Annotated in this window: 13 protein-coding genes; 9 read left to right on the forward strand and 4 right to left on the reverse strand. The window is 63.6% G+C overall.

The features are described from left to right. Positions 1-70: 70 nt before the first annotated feature. The gene (locus tag WDLP6_RS28575; RefSeq protein WP_162570777.1) at positions 71-1,177 is read left to right on the forward strand and encodes a hypothetical protein; all 1,107 of its coding nucleotides are present in this window, start codon (positions 71-73) and stop codon (positions 1,175-1,177) included. 500 nt (positions 1,178-1,677) lie between these two features. Here the strand turns inward: WDLP6_RS28575 and WDLP6_RS28580 are convergent, their stop codons facing one another. Together WDLP6_RS28580 and WDLP6_RS28585 are read right to left on the reverse strand one after the other, a co-directional pair. Next, positions 1,678-2,067 (reverse strand): thiol-disulfide oxidoreductase DCC family protein, encoded by a 390-nt coding sequence (locus WDLP6_RS28580; RefSeq protein WP_068677328.1) that lies wholly within the window; start codon positions 2,065-2,067, stop codon positions 1,678-1,680. Next, entirely contained in the window at positions 2,064-2,594 is a 531-nt protein-coding gene (locus tag WDLP6_RS28585; RefSeq protein WP_068677329.1) for a DUF4166 domain-containing protein, read from the reverse strand. The genes WDLP6_RS28580 and WDLP6_RS28585 overlap by 4 nt, the downstream gene beginning before the upstream one ends. A gap of 167 nt (positions 2,595-2,761) precedes the next feature. Between WDLP6_RS28585 and WDLP6_RS28590 the strand changes: the two genes are divergently transcribed. Continuing rightward, positions 2,762-3,514, forward strand: a complete 753-nt coding sequence (locus WDLP6_RS28590; protein ID WP_068677331.1) for a DUF3223 domain-containing protein — start codon at positions 2,762-2,764, stop codon at positions 3,512-3,514. 275 nt (positions 3,515-3,789) lie between these two features. On the opposite strand, the gene WDLP6_RS28595 is transcribed toward WDLP6_RS28590, so the two are convergent. Continuing rightward, the gene (locus WDLP6_RS28595; RefSeq protein ID WP_068677333.1) at positions 3,790-4,194 is read right to left on the reverse strand and encodes a DoxX family protein; all 405 of its coding nucleotides are present in this window, start codon (positions 4,192-4,194) and stop codon (positions 3,790-3,792) included. Between the two features lie 2,662 nt (positions 4,195-6,856). On the opposite strand from WDLP6_RS28595, the gene WDLP6_RS28600 reads away from it, so the two are divergent. The 7 genes from WDLP6_RS28600 (at position 6,857) to WDLP6_RS28630 (ending at position 13,298) form a co-directional block, all read left to right on the forward strand. Then, positions 6,857-7,312, forward strand: coding sequence for a hypothetical protein (locus WDLP6_RS28600; RefSeq protein WP_068677340.1), 456 nt, complete (start codon positions 6,857-6,859; stop codon positions 7,310-7,312). 136 nt (positions 7,313-7,448) lie between these two features. Beyond that, entirely contained in the window at positions 7,449-7,964 is a 516-nt protein-coding gene (locus tag WDLP6_RS28605) for a hypothetical protein (RefSeq protein ID WP_068677341.1), read from the forward strand. Positions 7,965-8,040: 76 nt separating this feature from the next. Beyond that, complete coding sequence (locus tag WDLP6_RS28610; RefSeq protein WP_068677343.1) at positions 8,041-8,451, forward strand: hypothetical protein; 411 nt, start codon at positions 8,041-8,043, stop codon at positions 8,449-8,451. Between the two features lie 264 nt (positions 8,452-8,715). Further along, complete coding sequence (locus WDLP6_RS28615; RefSeq protein WP_162570778.1) at positions 8,716-9,462, forward strand: hypothetical protein; 747 nt, start codon at positions 8,716-8,718, stop codon at positions 9,460-9,462. Between the two features lie 22 nt (positions 9,463-9,484). Beyond that, positions 9,485-10,000 (forward strand): hypothetical protein, encoded by a 516-nt coding sequence (locus tag WDLP6_RS28620; RefSeq protein WP_162570779.1) that lies wholly within the window; start codon positions 9,485-9,487, stop codon positions 9,998-10,000. A 425-nt stretch (positions 10,001-10,425) separates the two neighbouring features. Next, positions 10,426-11,319, forward strand: coding sequence for a hypothetical protein (locus WDLP6_RS28625; RefSeq protein ID WP_068677347.1), 894 nt, complete (start codon positions 10,426-10,428; stop codon positions 11,317-11,319). Between the two features lie 503 nt (positions 11,320-11,822). Continuing rightward, a complete protein-coding gene (locus tag WDLP6_RS28630) occupies positions 11,823-13,298 on the forward strand; it encodes a Fic family protein (RefSeq protein WP_068677349.1) in 1,476 nt (491 codons plus the stop codon). A 141-nt stretch (positions 13,299-13,439) separates the two neighbouring features. Here WDLP6_RS28630 and WDLP6_RS28635 read toward each other — a convergent pair whose 3' ends face one another. Then, on the reverse strand, positions 13,440-13,895 hold the full coding sequence (locus WDLP6_RS28635; protein WP_180988656.1) for a hypothetical protein: 456 nt from the start codon (positions 13,893-13,895) through the stop codon (positions 13,440-13,442). Positions 13,896-14,134 lie beyond the last annotated feature (239 nt).

The following is a 14,134-nucleotide window of genomic DNA, read 5'->3' on the forward strand; positions in this document are numbered from 1 at the left end:
CTTGCCCTCCCGCCTCGAGCTAAACCGTCCTGTCTAGACTGTGCAGGACAATCATCAATGGAGATTTGACATGGGCGGAAACGCACTAAATGGCATCCGGCATACGCGGCGCTTCAGCGCCGCTGAGTACCACCCCCTTGTTTCCGACGTGTTGGGCCGGGTGCAAACCATCGTGGGCCCCAACCGGCGCGCTGCAGTCATCCCGGCGTACCGGGCCAAGGAGTCGTTCGGGGACATGGATGTCCTCGTAGAAGTGACGGACGGCTCTGCGTTCGACTTTCGGCATTCCCTTGCCCGCGCATTCGGCATCGACTACCTGGTCAGTGACGGCTCGCCGGTAAACCAGCTTGATGCGCCGGTCGAAGCTGAAGTCGCGGTTCGCACCGTTGCTCAGCTTGCGGCATCGGGCAAGACGTACAGCTTTGCCTTCAACGAGCTTCAGGTCGACATTCTGCCAACGTCGCCGCTGGCGTTTGACACCTCGCTTTCCTACTACGGGTACAACGACTGCGGGAACCTCCTGGGACGGGTCGTGCACTCCTTCGGGATGAAGCTCGGGCACCTGGGCTTGCTCTACCCCTTCAAAAGCGGAACCCACGAATTCACAGAACTGCTGGTGGAACGCGACTGGAGGACCATCCTTCCCGCGTTCGGATGGCAGTACGAAACCTGGGCGGCTGGCTTCGACACGCTCGAGGACATCTTTCGCTTCGTCGCGAGCACTCCGTTCTTCAACCCTGACATCTTTCAGCTGCACAACCGAAACGCTAAGAGCCGGGTGCGCGACAGAAAGCGAACCAGCTACAAGGGTTTCCTTGCCTGGCTCGAAGAGCAGCCCGCTGGGAGCTTGCCCGCCTATCCGTATGACGCTGCGAAGGACAAGTACCTTCCGATGTTGATGGAGCGGCTGGAGGGGTGCGGCTTTCGCGAGCGCTACGCCGCAACCGCGGCCGAGTTCCGGAACTGGAATGAAGCGCGAGCGCGGTTTTGTGGCGAAGTGGTGCGCGATTGGTCGGGGCTGGACGGGCGAGACCTGGCCGGCTTGATGACCGATGTGCGCACTGCGATGGGGAGCAACCCTGCCGAAGTCCAGGCGTACGTGCTGTCGCACAGCGACGCGCAATTGAAGGAGTTGGTCACCCAATGGTCTCGCCAGCGCTTGAACGCCGCAGTTTGATTCACACCACGAGTGCAGCCCAGCCTGTTGCGCGCGCTCACCCTTCAACGCCGACCATGAACCTGGTCGGCGTTTCCTTTTTCCGAGTTCGGCCCGTAGGCGGACCTGTCCGACGTCGCACACAACTTGCTCGCGCCCCGGAGGGTCCGCGCAGCTCTTGTGGTTCTCACCATGTGTGCGCTTCGTGGTGTCGCCGTTCTCGGGGCAACGCCGTTCTACCATGCCCCCTGGGCGCGATTTCTCGGGCTCATTGCCGGACAGCACTGGGCGTACTGGCCGTCGTCTACGGTTCAGTGTGGCTGCTCTTGCGTGGGCGCGCGTCGGGAGCTTGGCCTTTCCTGGCGGCCGCCCGGTAACCGGCCGGTACCGTAATCATGTTCAGGCCTGTGGTTGCTACGACCTACTAGGAGCTCTGGCTGCTATAGCACTCTCCCCGGCCACTCAGCAGTCACTGCGAGGCGATTGCACGGTTATCCCGAATAGACGCGCGCGGGCGGACGTCAGGTAAGGAATCGCTCGGCGTGGAGCGGTGACGGAACCAGGCAGACCGCGGAGCGGCCAAAGATTCGGTAACGGTTGCGGGCGACAAAGCGGTAGACTGCATCCCGAACCGGTGCAGGCACCAGCCACGCCGCCCACGCGAGCCGCCATGCCCCGCCGACTACGTGAAGCACGCGCAGGATGGCCGCCGTATGCTGCCAAGTCTGCGTCCCGTCCACAAGCAGAAGTGTTTCCAGTCCACTGACCTTCAGCCCGGCTGTCGCCAGCAGGCGCCGCCCGGTCTCGCCTTGTATCGAAGCGAACTGGAACACGGCGTCCTTGTCGTGCTTCAGGAGGAACTGGACCCAACCATTGCACAGGAGGCACTGTGCGTCGAAGACGACAATCACGTCGCCTCCTGGGTGGGAAGCACGAGGTAGCCTCGATACGCGACAACCAGGCCCGCGCCCGGCACAGTGGCGCGCACATGAAAGTTCAGCCTGTTCGCCGTCCCCGTTTCTTCCGCGGTGACGCGCGGCATGAGCCACGTGGGGCAGCGAATGCCTGCAAACCACAGTTGCCGCAGGCGCATGACGAGCTTGCCCTCCACAGCTTCCAGTTGGAACGCCATGCGCGCAGTGCCCAGCTGCTCGACGATGCCTGGCGTGTCGAGTCGCAACGTTGAGCTCATCGCTGAGGCGGGAAACCTCCGCGTCCAGTGCTCGGTTGTCGGCGAGGCGTCCAGGCTGAATACCAGCGACCCGTGATTCTGACGACGCGGTGTACCGAGCATTCGGGCAAGCAGCTTGCCGGCCAGCGTGCTGGGTGCCTCGGTCTCAACGGCGCCGCGCAGCTCGTGGCAGCCCGCGAGCGTATGGAAGAGCCGCACCTCCGGGTCGAGCGTGGTGAAGCTCGGCCCCATCGCGCGTTCATACATAGAGGGTGTTCCTGTCAAGGCGCGGACCCCTGTCGAGCGCCTTGCTCGAAAATCGGTGCGGATGCTGCGGGTGGACGTTTCAGGTGCATGCCGAAGTCTAGCCATCCGGGCTACGGCTAGCAGGGGCGCGATGCCTGCGACAATTCAGCCCTTGACCGGGACAGAGCGTGGCGAAACCGATTCAGCTATCCAACGGCCGAACCTGGCCAACACAGCGGGCAGCCCTAGACCATTTCAAGGCGATGCTGGCGCGCTATTCGGACGACGAACGCGTCGACAACCGGATGGACCATCTCGACTTGGTTGCGCTCCTAGACCGCTTCGACCTTTCGGTTACCGACGACGCTCCGAAGACCGGCGCCGGCGCGCGCTACTTCATGCGCAGGCTCAACGTCGGAGATGGCTACAGCTCTTCAGGCTTCTGGCTCGCCCGCATCGACGCCGAGCCGACTGACTTCAGCTACATCGCTGCCCTCAAGGGAACGCCACGCTCGGACGCGAAGGAGTTCTACGACACCTGCATGGCCACGGTGCGGCCTGTGCTGACCGAAGCAAAGCTTGAGTTTTTCGCTGCCCACGCAGGCTTGGACGGACAGGTGCCCTGCGAGGTGACGGATGAGATGCTCACGCCAGAGCAAGCATTGATTGACCATGCATGGCCAACGTTCGGCCAAATCGTCGGTGCATTCAGAGTCCATCAGGGATGGGCGACCGAGATTCCGGCAACGGCAATCCGCGCGCCTCACGGGGACGAGCGCCAAAGCTCGTTCTCCGACCACGTTGTTGCGCAGGCGTTCTGCGATTTTCATCGCAGCGTCGCGACGCTCCGAGTGATTTCCGCACGGGGTGGTCCGGCGATGGAGGCTGAGAAGCGCAGAACAGTTGTCAAGCGCCCCGTCCCGCTCCCGCCGCGACCGTAGGGTAACCGAGCCGCCGCCTCCTTGAGCAAGCGCCAAACTATGAGCCGTGAAAAAATCGCGCAGAGTTTTCCACCGAACCCGTGCATCACTCTGTGGATAACCGGTGTACTTCGCGCCGAACCCGCATCAGCGCTTGGTTTGAACAGAGTGCCTCCAAATCGAGCGGTCGACGTTCTGGACAACAGCGTGCACTTGACAAGGCTCGAAGTACTGCGCCCAGAAAAAGCTGACGGCGCCCGAAGGCGCCGTTCTTGTTCGGGGCTACGCCCCTGGCGTCATGCCCACCACGCCTTGCGCTGTACGCCGATACGGTACTTGCCAGCGCCGAACACGGCGATGACAACAGCGGTCAGGAAGAAGAAGGCCTGCAGCTCGAGCGACCAGCCGCCCGACTTGCCGAGCGCGAAGAGGTGACTCGTGTGGGCCAGTAGTACGGCGACGACCATGTTGACGGCAATCACAATCGCCGCGGGGCGGGTGAACAGACCCAGGAGCAAAAGCGCGGGAGCGAGCACTTCACCGACGAGGACGAGGTTGGCGAACGCCGCCGGCAGTCCAGCTGCCGACAGCATGCGCTCAATTCCGGCGGTGCCGTTGAGAATCTTTGCGGCACCGTGGAAGAGCATGAGGCCGCCCAGGGTTGCGCGAAGAAGAAGTTTTCCGATGTGGTCTGAGGTCATGGGTAGTCCTTGGGACGTTTGCGGCGGGCGCCGAGATGCGTGGGCCTGGCTCGGGCGAGCAAGTCCTCCTTGTTGCATAGGCACAGGTTTTGTATGCGCGGGTCCGCCGTCCGCCTGCAGCACAGTGCACGAGCGCAACCCGGCCTGAAGCCCAGTGATGAGCAGCACGCTCGCGTATAAACCCGTGAGAGCGGTTGTGTGCAGCGCCGTGAGCGCAGGCGTGCGCACACAACTGTGATGGGGTGGGTACAGGCATCAAAGAGAAAGCGGCCTGCGGGGCTCGGGAAGGCCTCGCTGCGCCCGGTAACGCGATTTCTTAACCCCCTGTTTCCGGGCCCGTTTAATCGATGACTAACAGGCAAAGAAACAGGGGTAGGCGAGGTTCTTCGGGGTACAAGAGCCCCTCATTTCGGCCGAGGCCTCCGTAAGCTACTGATTTCATGGGTGAAATCGTCGCTAGGCGTGAGTCCCTGGGGCGTACCAGACCTTGCTCGGTTTCGGCCTTGCGGCCGGCTAGCCTCTTCGCCTCGATGTCGCCGGACTCGCTTCGCTCCTCCGACGCCATTCGGCTCGAGCCAGCACCTTCGCAGGTCTGGTACGCCCCATCGATTTATTCTCCGAGGTCCCGAAGCTCTTCCCGTTCGTACCCCGTCCCACGGCGGCTCAGGATGGACTTTTCTGCGCCCTGTAGGGGCGCGCGGATGGACGGCGGGAGGGTAGGCGGGGGGGCGGCAGGGAGAGGGGAAGCCCCTAGGCGCCGGATGTACTCACGCCTGCCTGCGCAGGTAGACCCAACTCTCGTTTCGCAGGAGGGAGCGGCCTGCCTGCTATCAACGATGAGGCTGCGTCCGGCGTAGAAAGGCTTGGGTCTTCCGGGGCGGCTTAAGCCCCGGGGCGCCGGTAAGGCGCGGCCTTCACCCGCACAGGCGGAGGTTGGTCTCACGCGGGAGCGCGGCGTTTATGTAGCCCTGCGGGCGCCGGAAGGCGTCGCCTTCTTTGCTCACAGGCATACCTTGCTGACAAAGGCTGCTGGCTTTGCTGAGGGGCTACGCGGCTTGCTGAGCTGGTGGTTTACCGGCGCAGGAAGGGTGCATGGACTGCTTCTGCGCAGGTAAGGTTTGTGAGTCATTCCGGCGCAGGTAGGCTTGAACTGCTGGGGCGCCGGATGAAGTCACGGACTGTTTGCGGCGCAGGAAGGCCTGGGGTTTACCGGCGCAGGAAGGGTGCATGGAGTCCTCCGGCGCAGGTGAGGTTTGAGAGTACTGCCGGCGCAGGAAGGGTTTGGTGTGGGGCTCGAACGTAGCCTTGCGCCGCGCAAGCGCGGCGTGAAGTCCCTGGGGCGCAGGCAGAGTCTGGGGCGCCACGCAGGCGTGGCGGTGAGGCCTTAGGGCGCAGGGGCGGAGCGTGCGGGGGACTCGAAAAGCCTGGGCATGCTCCGCAGGTCTGGTACATCCCTCGGTACTGACGGCCGAGGTCCGGAAGCTCATCGCGTCCGTACCCGTCCCACGGCGGCTCAGGATGGACCTTCCTGCTTTCTGCTCCTTGGGGCTTCGCCCTCTGTGCGTTCTGAGCACTCTGCGCATATACGTCTGCGGGCTATTGGGGCGGCGGGTCTTGGCCTGCTATGTGTGCTCCCTTTATGGAATCAAGGAGAGGTGGAGGTCTGGCTATGGTGCGCAACGTAGGTTCGGAGTAGCGGATGAGGGGGTAGGAAGGACTGGGGCTTCCGCTGGACTTAAGCGCTGCGGATGCATGTCGGCATATACAGCTCCCCCACACCGGTGAGCTTCGCTTCCACTTGCCTGCGGCGCGATGAACTCCCTCGCGGGCAGGACTGCCGGCTCCGTTTTTGAAGGCAAGGAGGGGCTGCGCGAAGGCTTGGTCATGCTCCTGGCGGGGCTGGTGCTGCTTGTGAGGAAGGGCGGGGAGGCGGTCGGTCCGACGTTGGATTTGACGCGCGGGGGGAGTTCGAGTTGCCACCGGGAACCGCGGGGCGGCAGGCCTGCGGGGTGGCGCGGGGTGGCGCGGCGTGGCGCGGCGTGGCGCGGCGTAGCGCGACTAGGGGAGAACAAGTTCTCTAAAGCGTAAAAGGGTGACGGTTCTTTTCGGCCCCGACCAGGGGCTTGGCTGGAACGCCTGCATGCTGGCGGGGGCACTGGGTGCTGGTAGCAAGGAGGGCCTGCCGGCGCACATACTTCATCCTGCGCAGATAGGGTTTAGGGTTTACGGATGGACCGCCATCTGTTATAATGCAAGAGCCGTAGGCCGTCTTTCAAGAAGTCTAAACAGATAGCCGCCAAGCCCACCGGGGCCTCACCTGACCACTTCTCGAGTCCGGGTACGCGGTCCCCGCGCGTGAGGGGTTTGGTCTCCTTCGCATGCCCTGGCCGACACCCGCCGGGCGCCTCGACTCCCCAGAACTTCCAGCCTCGCGGCAGCCGCATCTGGCCACCCCGACGGTGTCTTCTTCCTCCTTCGGCCCGGCTCGACTCCTGGGCCTGGGGCCTTGCGCTTTCCCGCCAGCGACCCTCGGCGTCATGGAGCCGTGAGGCATAAACACGCGCGCTAGACAGTCTTCGGGTTGGCCGCCACCTGGCCTGGCCACTCGTCCGGTGCAGCGCGCCTGGCGCTGCAAGCCCATCCTTCGAGGACCTGCTGAACCATGACCGCCAATCCGCCTTCCGCTCCCGACAACGCCTGGCCGACGGCCGACCCTGCCGACGCGGACTTCGCTGCGATGCTTGCTGAGTGCCATGCACTGGACCGGGACGAGCCGGATTTCGAGGCTCGGCGCGACGCTCTGACCGAACGCGTTTTCCGCCTGCTGCTTGCCCGAATGGCTGTGCACCGCGAGCTATTTCCCACGCTTTGGGCGCAGGGCTCGCCGCATTCCCGCCACATGGAATGCCTCATCTGCGCCAGCCCGCTGGAGTCGATGCCTGATGACAAGCTGGTCTTCTGGAGCATCTTCGACGGCCGGTTCGAGTGCACCATCGACGACCAGAAGCGGCCGCGCGCCTTCAAGACCGTGAGCATTCCCGAGGCCTACCTGGGCGTCGACGGCGTGCAGGTCATGCGCGCTGACGCTGCCACCTTCAACAGCGGCGCCGCGGCTTGAGCCTCCCGACTGGCCGGAGCTGGACGAGCGTCTGCAGGCCTCGAACTGGTTCCTTGCCACCTGTGAGGCCGGCCAGGCCCTGAGCGGCGAGCAGTCCCTCCGAGCAGCAAAACATCTTCTTCCTTGGACCCTGAGCATGACCTCGCCCACCCACATTCTCGACGACGCCACCGCCGACGCAGGCGAGGCCTCCTCGAACTCTCGCGCTGCGGCAGCCCCGGGGCTCGAGGCTCTGCGGGCATACGCCTTCGCCGGCTTCTTCCTGCCTGAAATCAAGGCGGAGCACGAGCGCCTGAACGAGCAGGCCGCGGCCGTCATCGCACGGCGAACCGTGCTGCGGGACCGGGTTTGGGAGTTGTTGAAAGCCCGGGTCGCGCTCCACCGCGAGCTGTTCCCGACCCTTTGGGCTCAGGATTTCCCGGTGACTGAGCACCTGGCGTACGAGTACTACGAGTGCCCGCCGGACGACTGGTCGAACGACGCGCTGGACCACTGGAGCGTGCGCGCCGGCCGGTTCGAGGCCACGATTGCCGACAAGGACGTGGACGCCAAGTTCAAGCTCCTGAGCATCCCGGAGGTCTACATGGGACCCGACGGCGAGCGTGCGATGCGCGACGACGCCGCGCTTGTGAATGCGCATCTGGATGCCTGACCCAACTGGTCTGCCGCAGAGTCCGCTGGTTTAAGACGGCGCTGCTACACGCCGCGCGAACTCAAAAAGGACCACGATGATTGACGCACGCACAATCGAAGAGCGAATCGCCGAGCTGGCCCACCAGGCGGGGCTGCGCTATGTCGACGCAACTATGCCAGGGGCGCGGGTGGTTCAGATGCCGGGCTTCCTCGTCCGTTTCGGCGGACTGGACGCCCCTGAGTGTGACGGCTTCAAACAGGCTCGATTCGTACGCCTGGTGGCTACGCAGTTCCGCAGGCCCTTCCGCCTGCGACGCGACCGCACCCTCGACTACCCAGCGTACGGCGCCTGCTTTGAGCCGCTGAGCGACAAGAAAATCCTGGCCGAGGTCAAGCGGTGGGCGCTCGCGACTTCCTGGAAAGACAGGCACATCCGCCGGCTCCCGCTGCCCCAGTCCGTCCGGAAAAGCTTGCTCGCAGAGCTCGAGCTGGCACTCCAGGCTTAGCCGTCCGAGCAACAACTCGGCATCTGGCCAAGCGCACCCGCGCGGCGCCGGTCAGGCGCCGAACTCCCTCCGCCCACATTCCCGAGCGCGCGGCCGGCCGCCCACCAGAGCGCCCGCCGCACCTGCAACGCCTTGCCTTCCCGCTCTCCCGTCCTTCACCTGGCCATTGGGCAGGCAGTCGGCTCTTGCGCTAGGGCCTAAAGCGTTTCTGGGCGCGCCGGCTTTCTACACCTGCTCAGGACCTCACTCAACTGGACAGGACATATGAAGCACGTCGACTACAGCAAATACCCGGTGGCCGAAGCCCGCAAGCCCCGCGCGCACTTCACCGAAAAACTCATCCGCGCGTGCAAGCGGCTGGTCGAAAGTTCGGAGCGAGTGATGTCGTTTACCCCGCTTCTCCCCTCCCTTCCGGACCACGCGTACATCCGGATTTCCCGCCTCTGGGTCGTCGGCTCGTATGCCCGTGGCGCCACGACCTGCGGTGACCTGGACCTGGTCGCCGAGTGCAAGACCCTCGACGGGATGCAACCTTTCCCCGCTGTCATCAAGAAGAACTTCTTTGGTCCCGTGCCCAGCGTCAGCCTGTATTGCGGCACGCCGCAGGACAATACGTCGGGCGTCGCGTTCGCGGATGCCGTGCTTGTTTGGGAGCAAGGCCTGGACTGGCAGGCCGCCATCAAGGCAATCCCGAAAGTCGCCAACGCCGGTCGATTCTGGCGCGAAACCGATGAGATTCCCGTGCGCTTGCAGCAAACGACCCTGGACTGGGCGATTTTGAAAGGACTGCTGGAGCTGGAGCGCGATGGCAAGCTCACCTGGAAGTTCGTCCCGCTCACGCGCGTGGAGTCGGTGTTTCGACCCATCGGAGGACGAGAAGGAGGCTGCCGAGATGCTCTGCGAACAGAGCGAAGCCAAGCGTCAGCTGGCCCCGGCCGTTCTCGGTCTCGCTCGCCAGCTGCGGCGAGAAAAGGGAGTCGACGAGGCCCCCTGTCAGCGTTGCTTCGATGACCGCCACCTCTGTTTCGGCGGCGTGGAAGTTCATGTCGAGCGAGCCAATTTCGACCACCGAACGCTGGACAGCATCCGCAAAACCTGCATCGTCTTCGCACCAAAACTCAGCACCCGCGGGCCCAACGGCTTCTGGGTCATCGAGCGCGGGCCGGAGCATCCGCTGACCAAGCAGTTCGCTGAAGCGAGCGCTTGGATTCAAGAAGTTGGAGGCGGCCGGTCCGTTGAGACCCTCTTCTGCTACGACGCTTTCGAGGCGTCAGGCCCGACATTGTTCGCAACGCAAGAGGCTGGACTGACGGAGGTCGCTGGATGGATACAAGACGACCCCGAGGCAGGGTATCGGCTGAGGGAGCTTCGTGGCTCGCAGGTCTTGGAAGCAATCGCCGGCCACGACCTGGTTGAGTGCTGGGATAGCAGTGGCGCGTTTCCCCTCACCCAACGGGGTAAGGAGTACGTCCGTGCGTGCGAGGATGAGGCCTTGACCCTGGCGCAGTTCTCCGACTACGCGCACGGCAAGACGACCGAAGCAGCCTGAGCCGGCCGCGGCGCCGGCAGGGTTGGCCGTCCGCTGAGGGGCGTTCCCTTCACCCCACCCGGCGCCGACTCCCACCGCCCTTCGACCCTGTCGGCAGTTGCTGGCGGGGTTTTCTCGTGTGGGCCGTGTCACTTCCTTCCCGCTCAGGGCTGTCACAGTCTCATCTGGCCACTTCCGGCGGCGCGCCAAGGATACGTTTTAGCTGCCCGTTGCTAATGCTGAACCGGTTCCCCGAGCCGCTCTTCCGGCATCGTGCCCGGCTTCCGCCAGCAGCTTCGGGCTCCTTGCCTCGGAGGAGGCTTGCGAATGCTGCAGTAGGGCCGGCAGAATGCTCACACTGAGATTGCACGAGGAGGCTACCCGTGTCGAAAATTACTCCCCGACCTAGGGGGCCAAGCCCTTTGGCCGTCGCAGCAGCACTCAGCATGGCAAGCGGAGGGTGCTTCGCAGACATCGGCAAGCACTCTGAAAGCAGTCCGGAGGTGCAGGTGTACCGTGCTCTGCAAAAGGAGTTCTTGGAGGGGCCGCAGGGCAAGGAGCTCTTTGCCCGGTTGGGCGCGACGCTTTGCCAGCCGAAGTCTGAGCGCCGGGGTGACATCTACAGGTTGGATTCCGCGAGCAGTTTTTCAACAATCACCGGTGCCGCGGCTGACGCATACCCGTGCGCTCAGCTGATTGAGGGCACACCGGTCTGCGGGCAACTGGAGGGCCCCCCGTACTTTCAGGGCCCGGCAGATTCGGTCTGGCGCTTGCCAATGCATGGCGTGGCGTACGCGACCTACGTACGAGAACTTGCGCGGCGCGCCTCAATACCTCCAGGGGAGATTGAAGCTGAGCTAGCAGACATCGAAGAAGGCACGCTGGCGAGCATCCAAAGAACGTTGTCGCCCTCGGCCGCCGGCCCTGATTCCATGCGCACTCGCCTCGTGAACAATCCAGCGACCAAGGAGTTGAGCCTCATGGTCAAGTGGAACGCCTATGTCCTGGCGTTGCCAGATGCGCAGCGGGCAACGACCCCCGTCCTGTTGTCGGCTCGCCCTGTATGGGGCCAGTGTTACAACTCGCCCGGGACGGAGTACTTGGTGCGGTCGGTGCCGCCCGGTGCGATGATTCGCATCATCCAGGACTTCGACTGGAGGCTGTGTGGTGCGTTGAAGCAGGACCCCTGGGGCGATAAATGTGTGGGATGGACGGTGGTCGTCGCCAAGCGCGTCCTCATCGGAACATATCGGTACGAAGCACAGTGGCAGGACGGCAAGCGTTCGCGGCAAGTCTTGAACGTGGATGGGCGAACCGGAGACACACTGGACTTGCCTTGAGGCGTCTGGCTCCGGACGCAGGGACTCGAGTAAAGCCCCTTGCGAACTGCATCGTGCGCATACCGGCACCGGCCAGACGCCCGAGGCCTGGCCGCACCTGCCTTTGAGCACTCCGCAACCTCTCCCTGGCCAATTCGCGATGTGTTCGGTCGAGATGCGCTTCAAGTGGCCGCGCATCCCCGCCACTTTCCAGGAGCGGCGCGACAACCTGGCCGTGGCTCATCGTCCAGGCACTTACCTCCGGCGCCCCTAGCAGAACGCCCTCCACCCGGAGCTGGGCACCTCGACCCGGCAACACGAGCTGGAGCGCCGTCCTGATTACTCCGGAAAAGAGCGACATGTTGACCTGTTGTTCAGCAAAAACACGACACAGATGGCTTAACCCGGCTCCGAGAACCAAAAAACACGACACGTCGCTTGGCGCTAATGGCCGAAAAACACGACAATAGAAACTAATTGCACACCAAAAACACGACATTTCGCGCAACAAGGCTCGCTTGACCATGAAAAAAACGACAACGGTACTGGACGACACCCTCGTTCTGTACGCGGAGCTCTCGTCAGCGCAGGTGCGAACTGCTCAACGGCGACTCGCGGCGGGGGACCTGAAGCTTGTGGCCAAGGGCTTCGCAACCTCCTTGCCCGAGGGTGACTGGGAAGCCCTGGTCGCACGTCACCGAACCCGTGTGCTGGCCGCGTTCTTCCCCGGCACCGTCGTGAGCTTTCGAACCGCGTTCGACGGCGGTAGCCCGAGCAAGGGCACCGTCTTCCTGGTGGGCACGTACCGCCGCACCGTAGAGCTGCCCGGCCTTACGGTAGAGGTCTGGAAGGGACCGCCGCCGCAGGCTGGCGATGGCCAGATGATGGGGCGACCGATTTACTTCGCGTCGGAGCCTCGGATGTTGCTTGAGAACCTGTCACCAAGTCGAGGGGAGAGCCGCAGGAGCGTTGGCGCCGAAGCCGTGGAGAGGCGGCTGCTGGACATCTGCCACTCTCGTGGCGAAGAAGCCCTGAGCCAGTTGCGAGAGCGCGCGCGTGAGCTCGTGCCCGAACTGGGCCTCGAGGACGAGTTTTCCCAACTCGACGGCTTGGTGGGCAGCATCCTGAACTCTCGCCCGAGCGTTCTGACCACTCGAGAGGGAAAGGCTCTGACCGCGGCCATCCCTTACGACAGTGCGCGCTTGGAGCTATTCGAGAACTTCGCCCAACGCTTGCGCGCCGTCCCATTGCCCATCCCTGCCTCGTCGCTGACCACGGACCGTGCTCGGCGAAACTTCGCTTTTCTGGAGTCCTACTTCTCCAACTTCATCGAAGGAACGGAGTTTGCCGTCGAGGAAGCGCGCGGCTTCGTGCTGGAGGGCGTTCCGGTGGTGGCGCGACCCAAGGACTCGCACGACATCATCGGCGTGTTCGAGCAGGCGCTCAGCCCCACTTGGTCCACGCTTACGTTGCCCGCGGGCGAGCCGGTGCTCGAGCAGCTGCGCGCACGTCACAAAAAGCAGATGGAGAACCGGCCTGAGGTGGGCCCAGGGGAGTTCAAGCTGGTTGCCAATCGAGCAGGCAACACAGAGTTTGTGCTGCCGCCACTGGTGAGAGGAACCTTGGTTGAAGGGAGCAAGCTGCTATTGAGCGTCCCTGAGGGAACAGCTCGTGCGCTTTTGGCAATGTTCCTTGTAGCCGAAGTGCATCCCTTCAATGACGGCAATGGACGCCTGGCTCGCTTGGTCATGAACGCAGAACTGTCCGCCGTCGACGGTTGCCGCATCATCGTGCCGACGCTGTATCGCGAGGAGTACCTGGACTGCTTGCGCGTGCTGACCCGCGAAGGCGACCCAGCCCCATTCATCAAAGTCATGTGCCACATCCATGACTGGACATCCCGCTTCAGCTATGACGACATTGACCAGGTCATTTCGGACATGCGGCGCTGCAACGCCTTCGAGCGTTCGCGGAACCAATTTGAGCTCCTGATGCCCTAGAAACTCGGCATCGGCACCACGGCCTCTGCCAAGGCCAGAGGCAATATTCGAGAGCGCAAGTCGCGCCGTGGCTTAGTCGGCCCCAAGGAAAAGCTCCGCCGGGTGACGGCGGAGCTGGAATAAGCACAGGGCGGGCGGCGCTTAGGTCGCGCTGCTTGCAATCACGAGGTCGCGCTCGGCACGTGCGGCGTCATCTCGGGTCCGGAAGGTGTAGTCGCCTTCCTCGTCGAGTTCACCACGCCGGTCGTCGCAGACAATGCGCCACTTCTTGTCCGGGTAGTTGTTGCTGACGCAGCCACAGGCACCGGTGGGGTAGTGCAGGTTGGTGACGTACCAGCCTCCGTTGCGCCAGGGCAGGTATTGCGGCTCCCACGCGAAGACACCAATGGCGAAGCGGTCGGGGCTGCCTTCGATGGCGGCGCTCTTAACCAGAACCACGGGCTCACCGGCGAAGCGCTCGGCGGCCTCGTTGACGGTGCCTCTGAAGTCCTCGCGGTGGGTGTAGTCGGCGGGCACGACCTGCGGGGCGGTGCCAAATTCGTGAACGACCGCGGGAAGCTTGGCGGATTTCGCGTTGCGCGGGGTAGTTTGGGTCACAGGTTTCCTTTGAGTGATTTGGTGGCAGCACAGCTGCGCGAGTTTCTAAGTCGTATAGCTCCGCCAGGCCAAGCCAGAGGATGCGCGGGCCCCGTAAAACATGTTCGCGGTGGCGCGCCAAGCTACTACGCAAGACACAACGCCCAACTGAGACGGTGGTCATCGAGCGTGGAACCGTTCCTGCCATGAGACTGGCCAAGCATCCTCAAGAGTCTATAGGCTCTGCTCGCAAATAGAAG

The sequence above is a fragment of the Variovorax sp. PBL-E5 genome (assembly GCF_901827185.1).
GTDB lineage: Bacteria > Pseudomonadota > Gammaproteobacteria > Burkholderiales > Burkholderiaceae_C > Variovorax.

Bases quoted from the DNA above. Each gene is read 5' to 3' on its own strand.
- WDLP6_RS28605 (WP_068677341.1), top strand. From the start codon at position 7,449: ATGACCTCGCCCACCCACATTCTCGACGACGCCACCGCCGACGCAGGC.
- WDLP6_RS28630 (WP_068677349.1), top strand. From the start codon at position 11,823: ATGAAAAAAACGACAACGGTACTGGACGACACCCTCGTTCTGTACGCG.
- WDLP6_RS28625 (WP_068677347.1), top strand. From the start codon at position 10,426: ATGGCAAGCGGAGGGTGCTTCGCAGACATCGGCAAGCACTCTGAAAGC.
- WDLP6_RS28595 (WP_068677333.1), bottom strand. From the start codon at position 4,194: ATGACCTCAGACCACATCGGAAAACTTCTTCTTCGCGCAACCCTGGGC.
- WDLP6_RS28585 (WP_068677329.1), bottom strand. From the start codon at position 2,594: ATGTATGAACGCGCGATGGGGCCGAGCTTCACCACGCTCGACCCGGAG.
- WDLP6_RS28615 (WP_162570778.1), top strand. From the start codon at position 8,716: ATGAAGCACGTCGACTACAGCAAATACCCGGTGGCCGAAGCCCGCAAG.
- WDLP6_RS28600 (WP_068677340.1), top strand. From the start codon at position 6,857: ATGACCGCCAATCCGCCTTCCGCTCCCGACAACGCCTGGCCGACGGCC.
- WDLP6_RS28575 (WP_162570777.1), top strand. From the start codon at position 71: ATGGGCGGAAACGCACTAAATGGCATCCGGCATACGCGGCGCTTCAGC.
- WDLP6_RS28610 (WP_068677343.1), top strand. From the start codon at position 8,041: ATGATTGACGCACGCACAATCGAAGAGCGAATCGCCGAGCTGGCCCAC.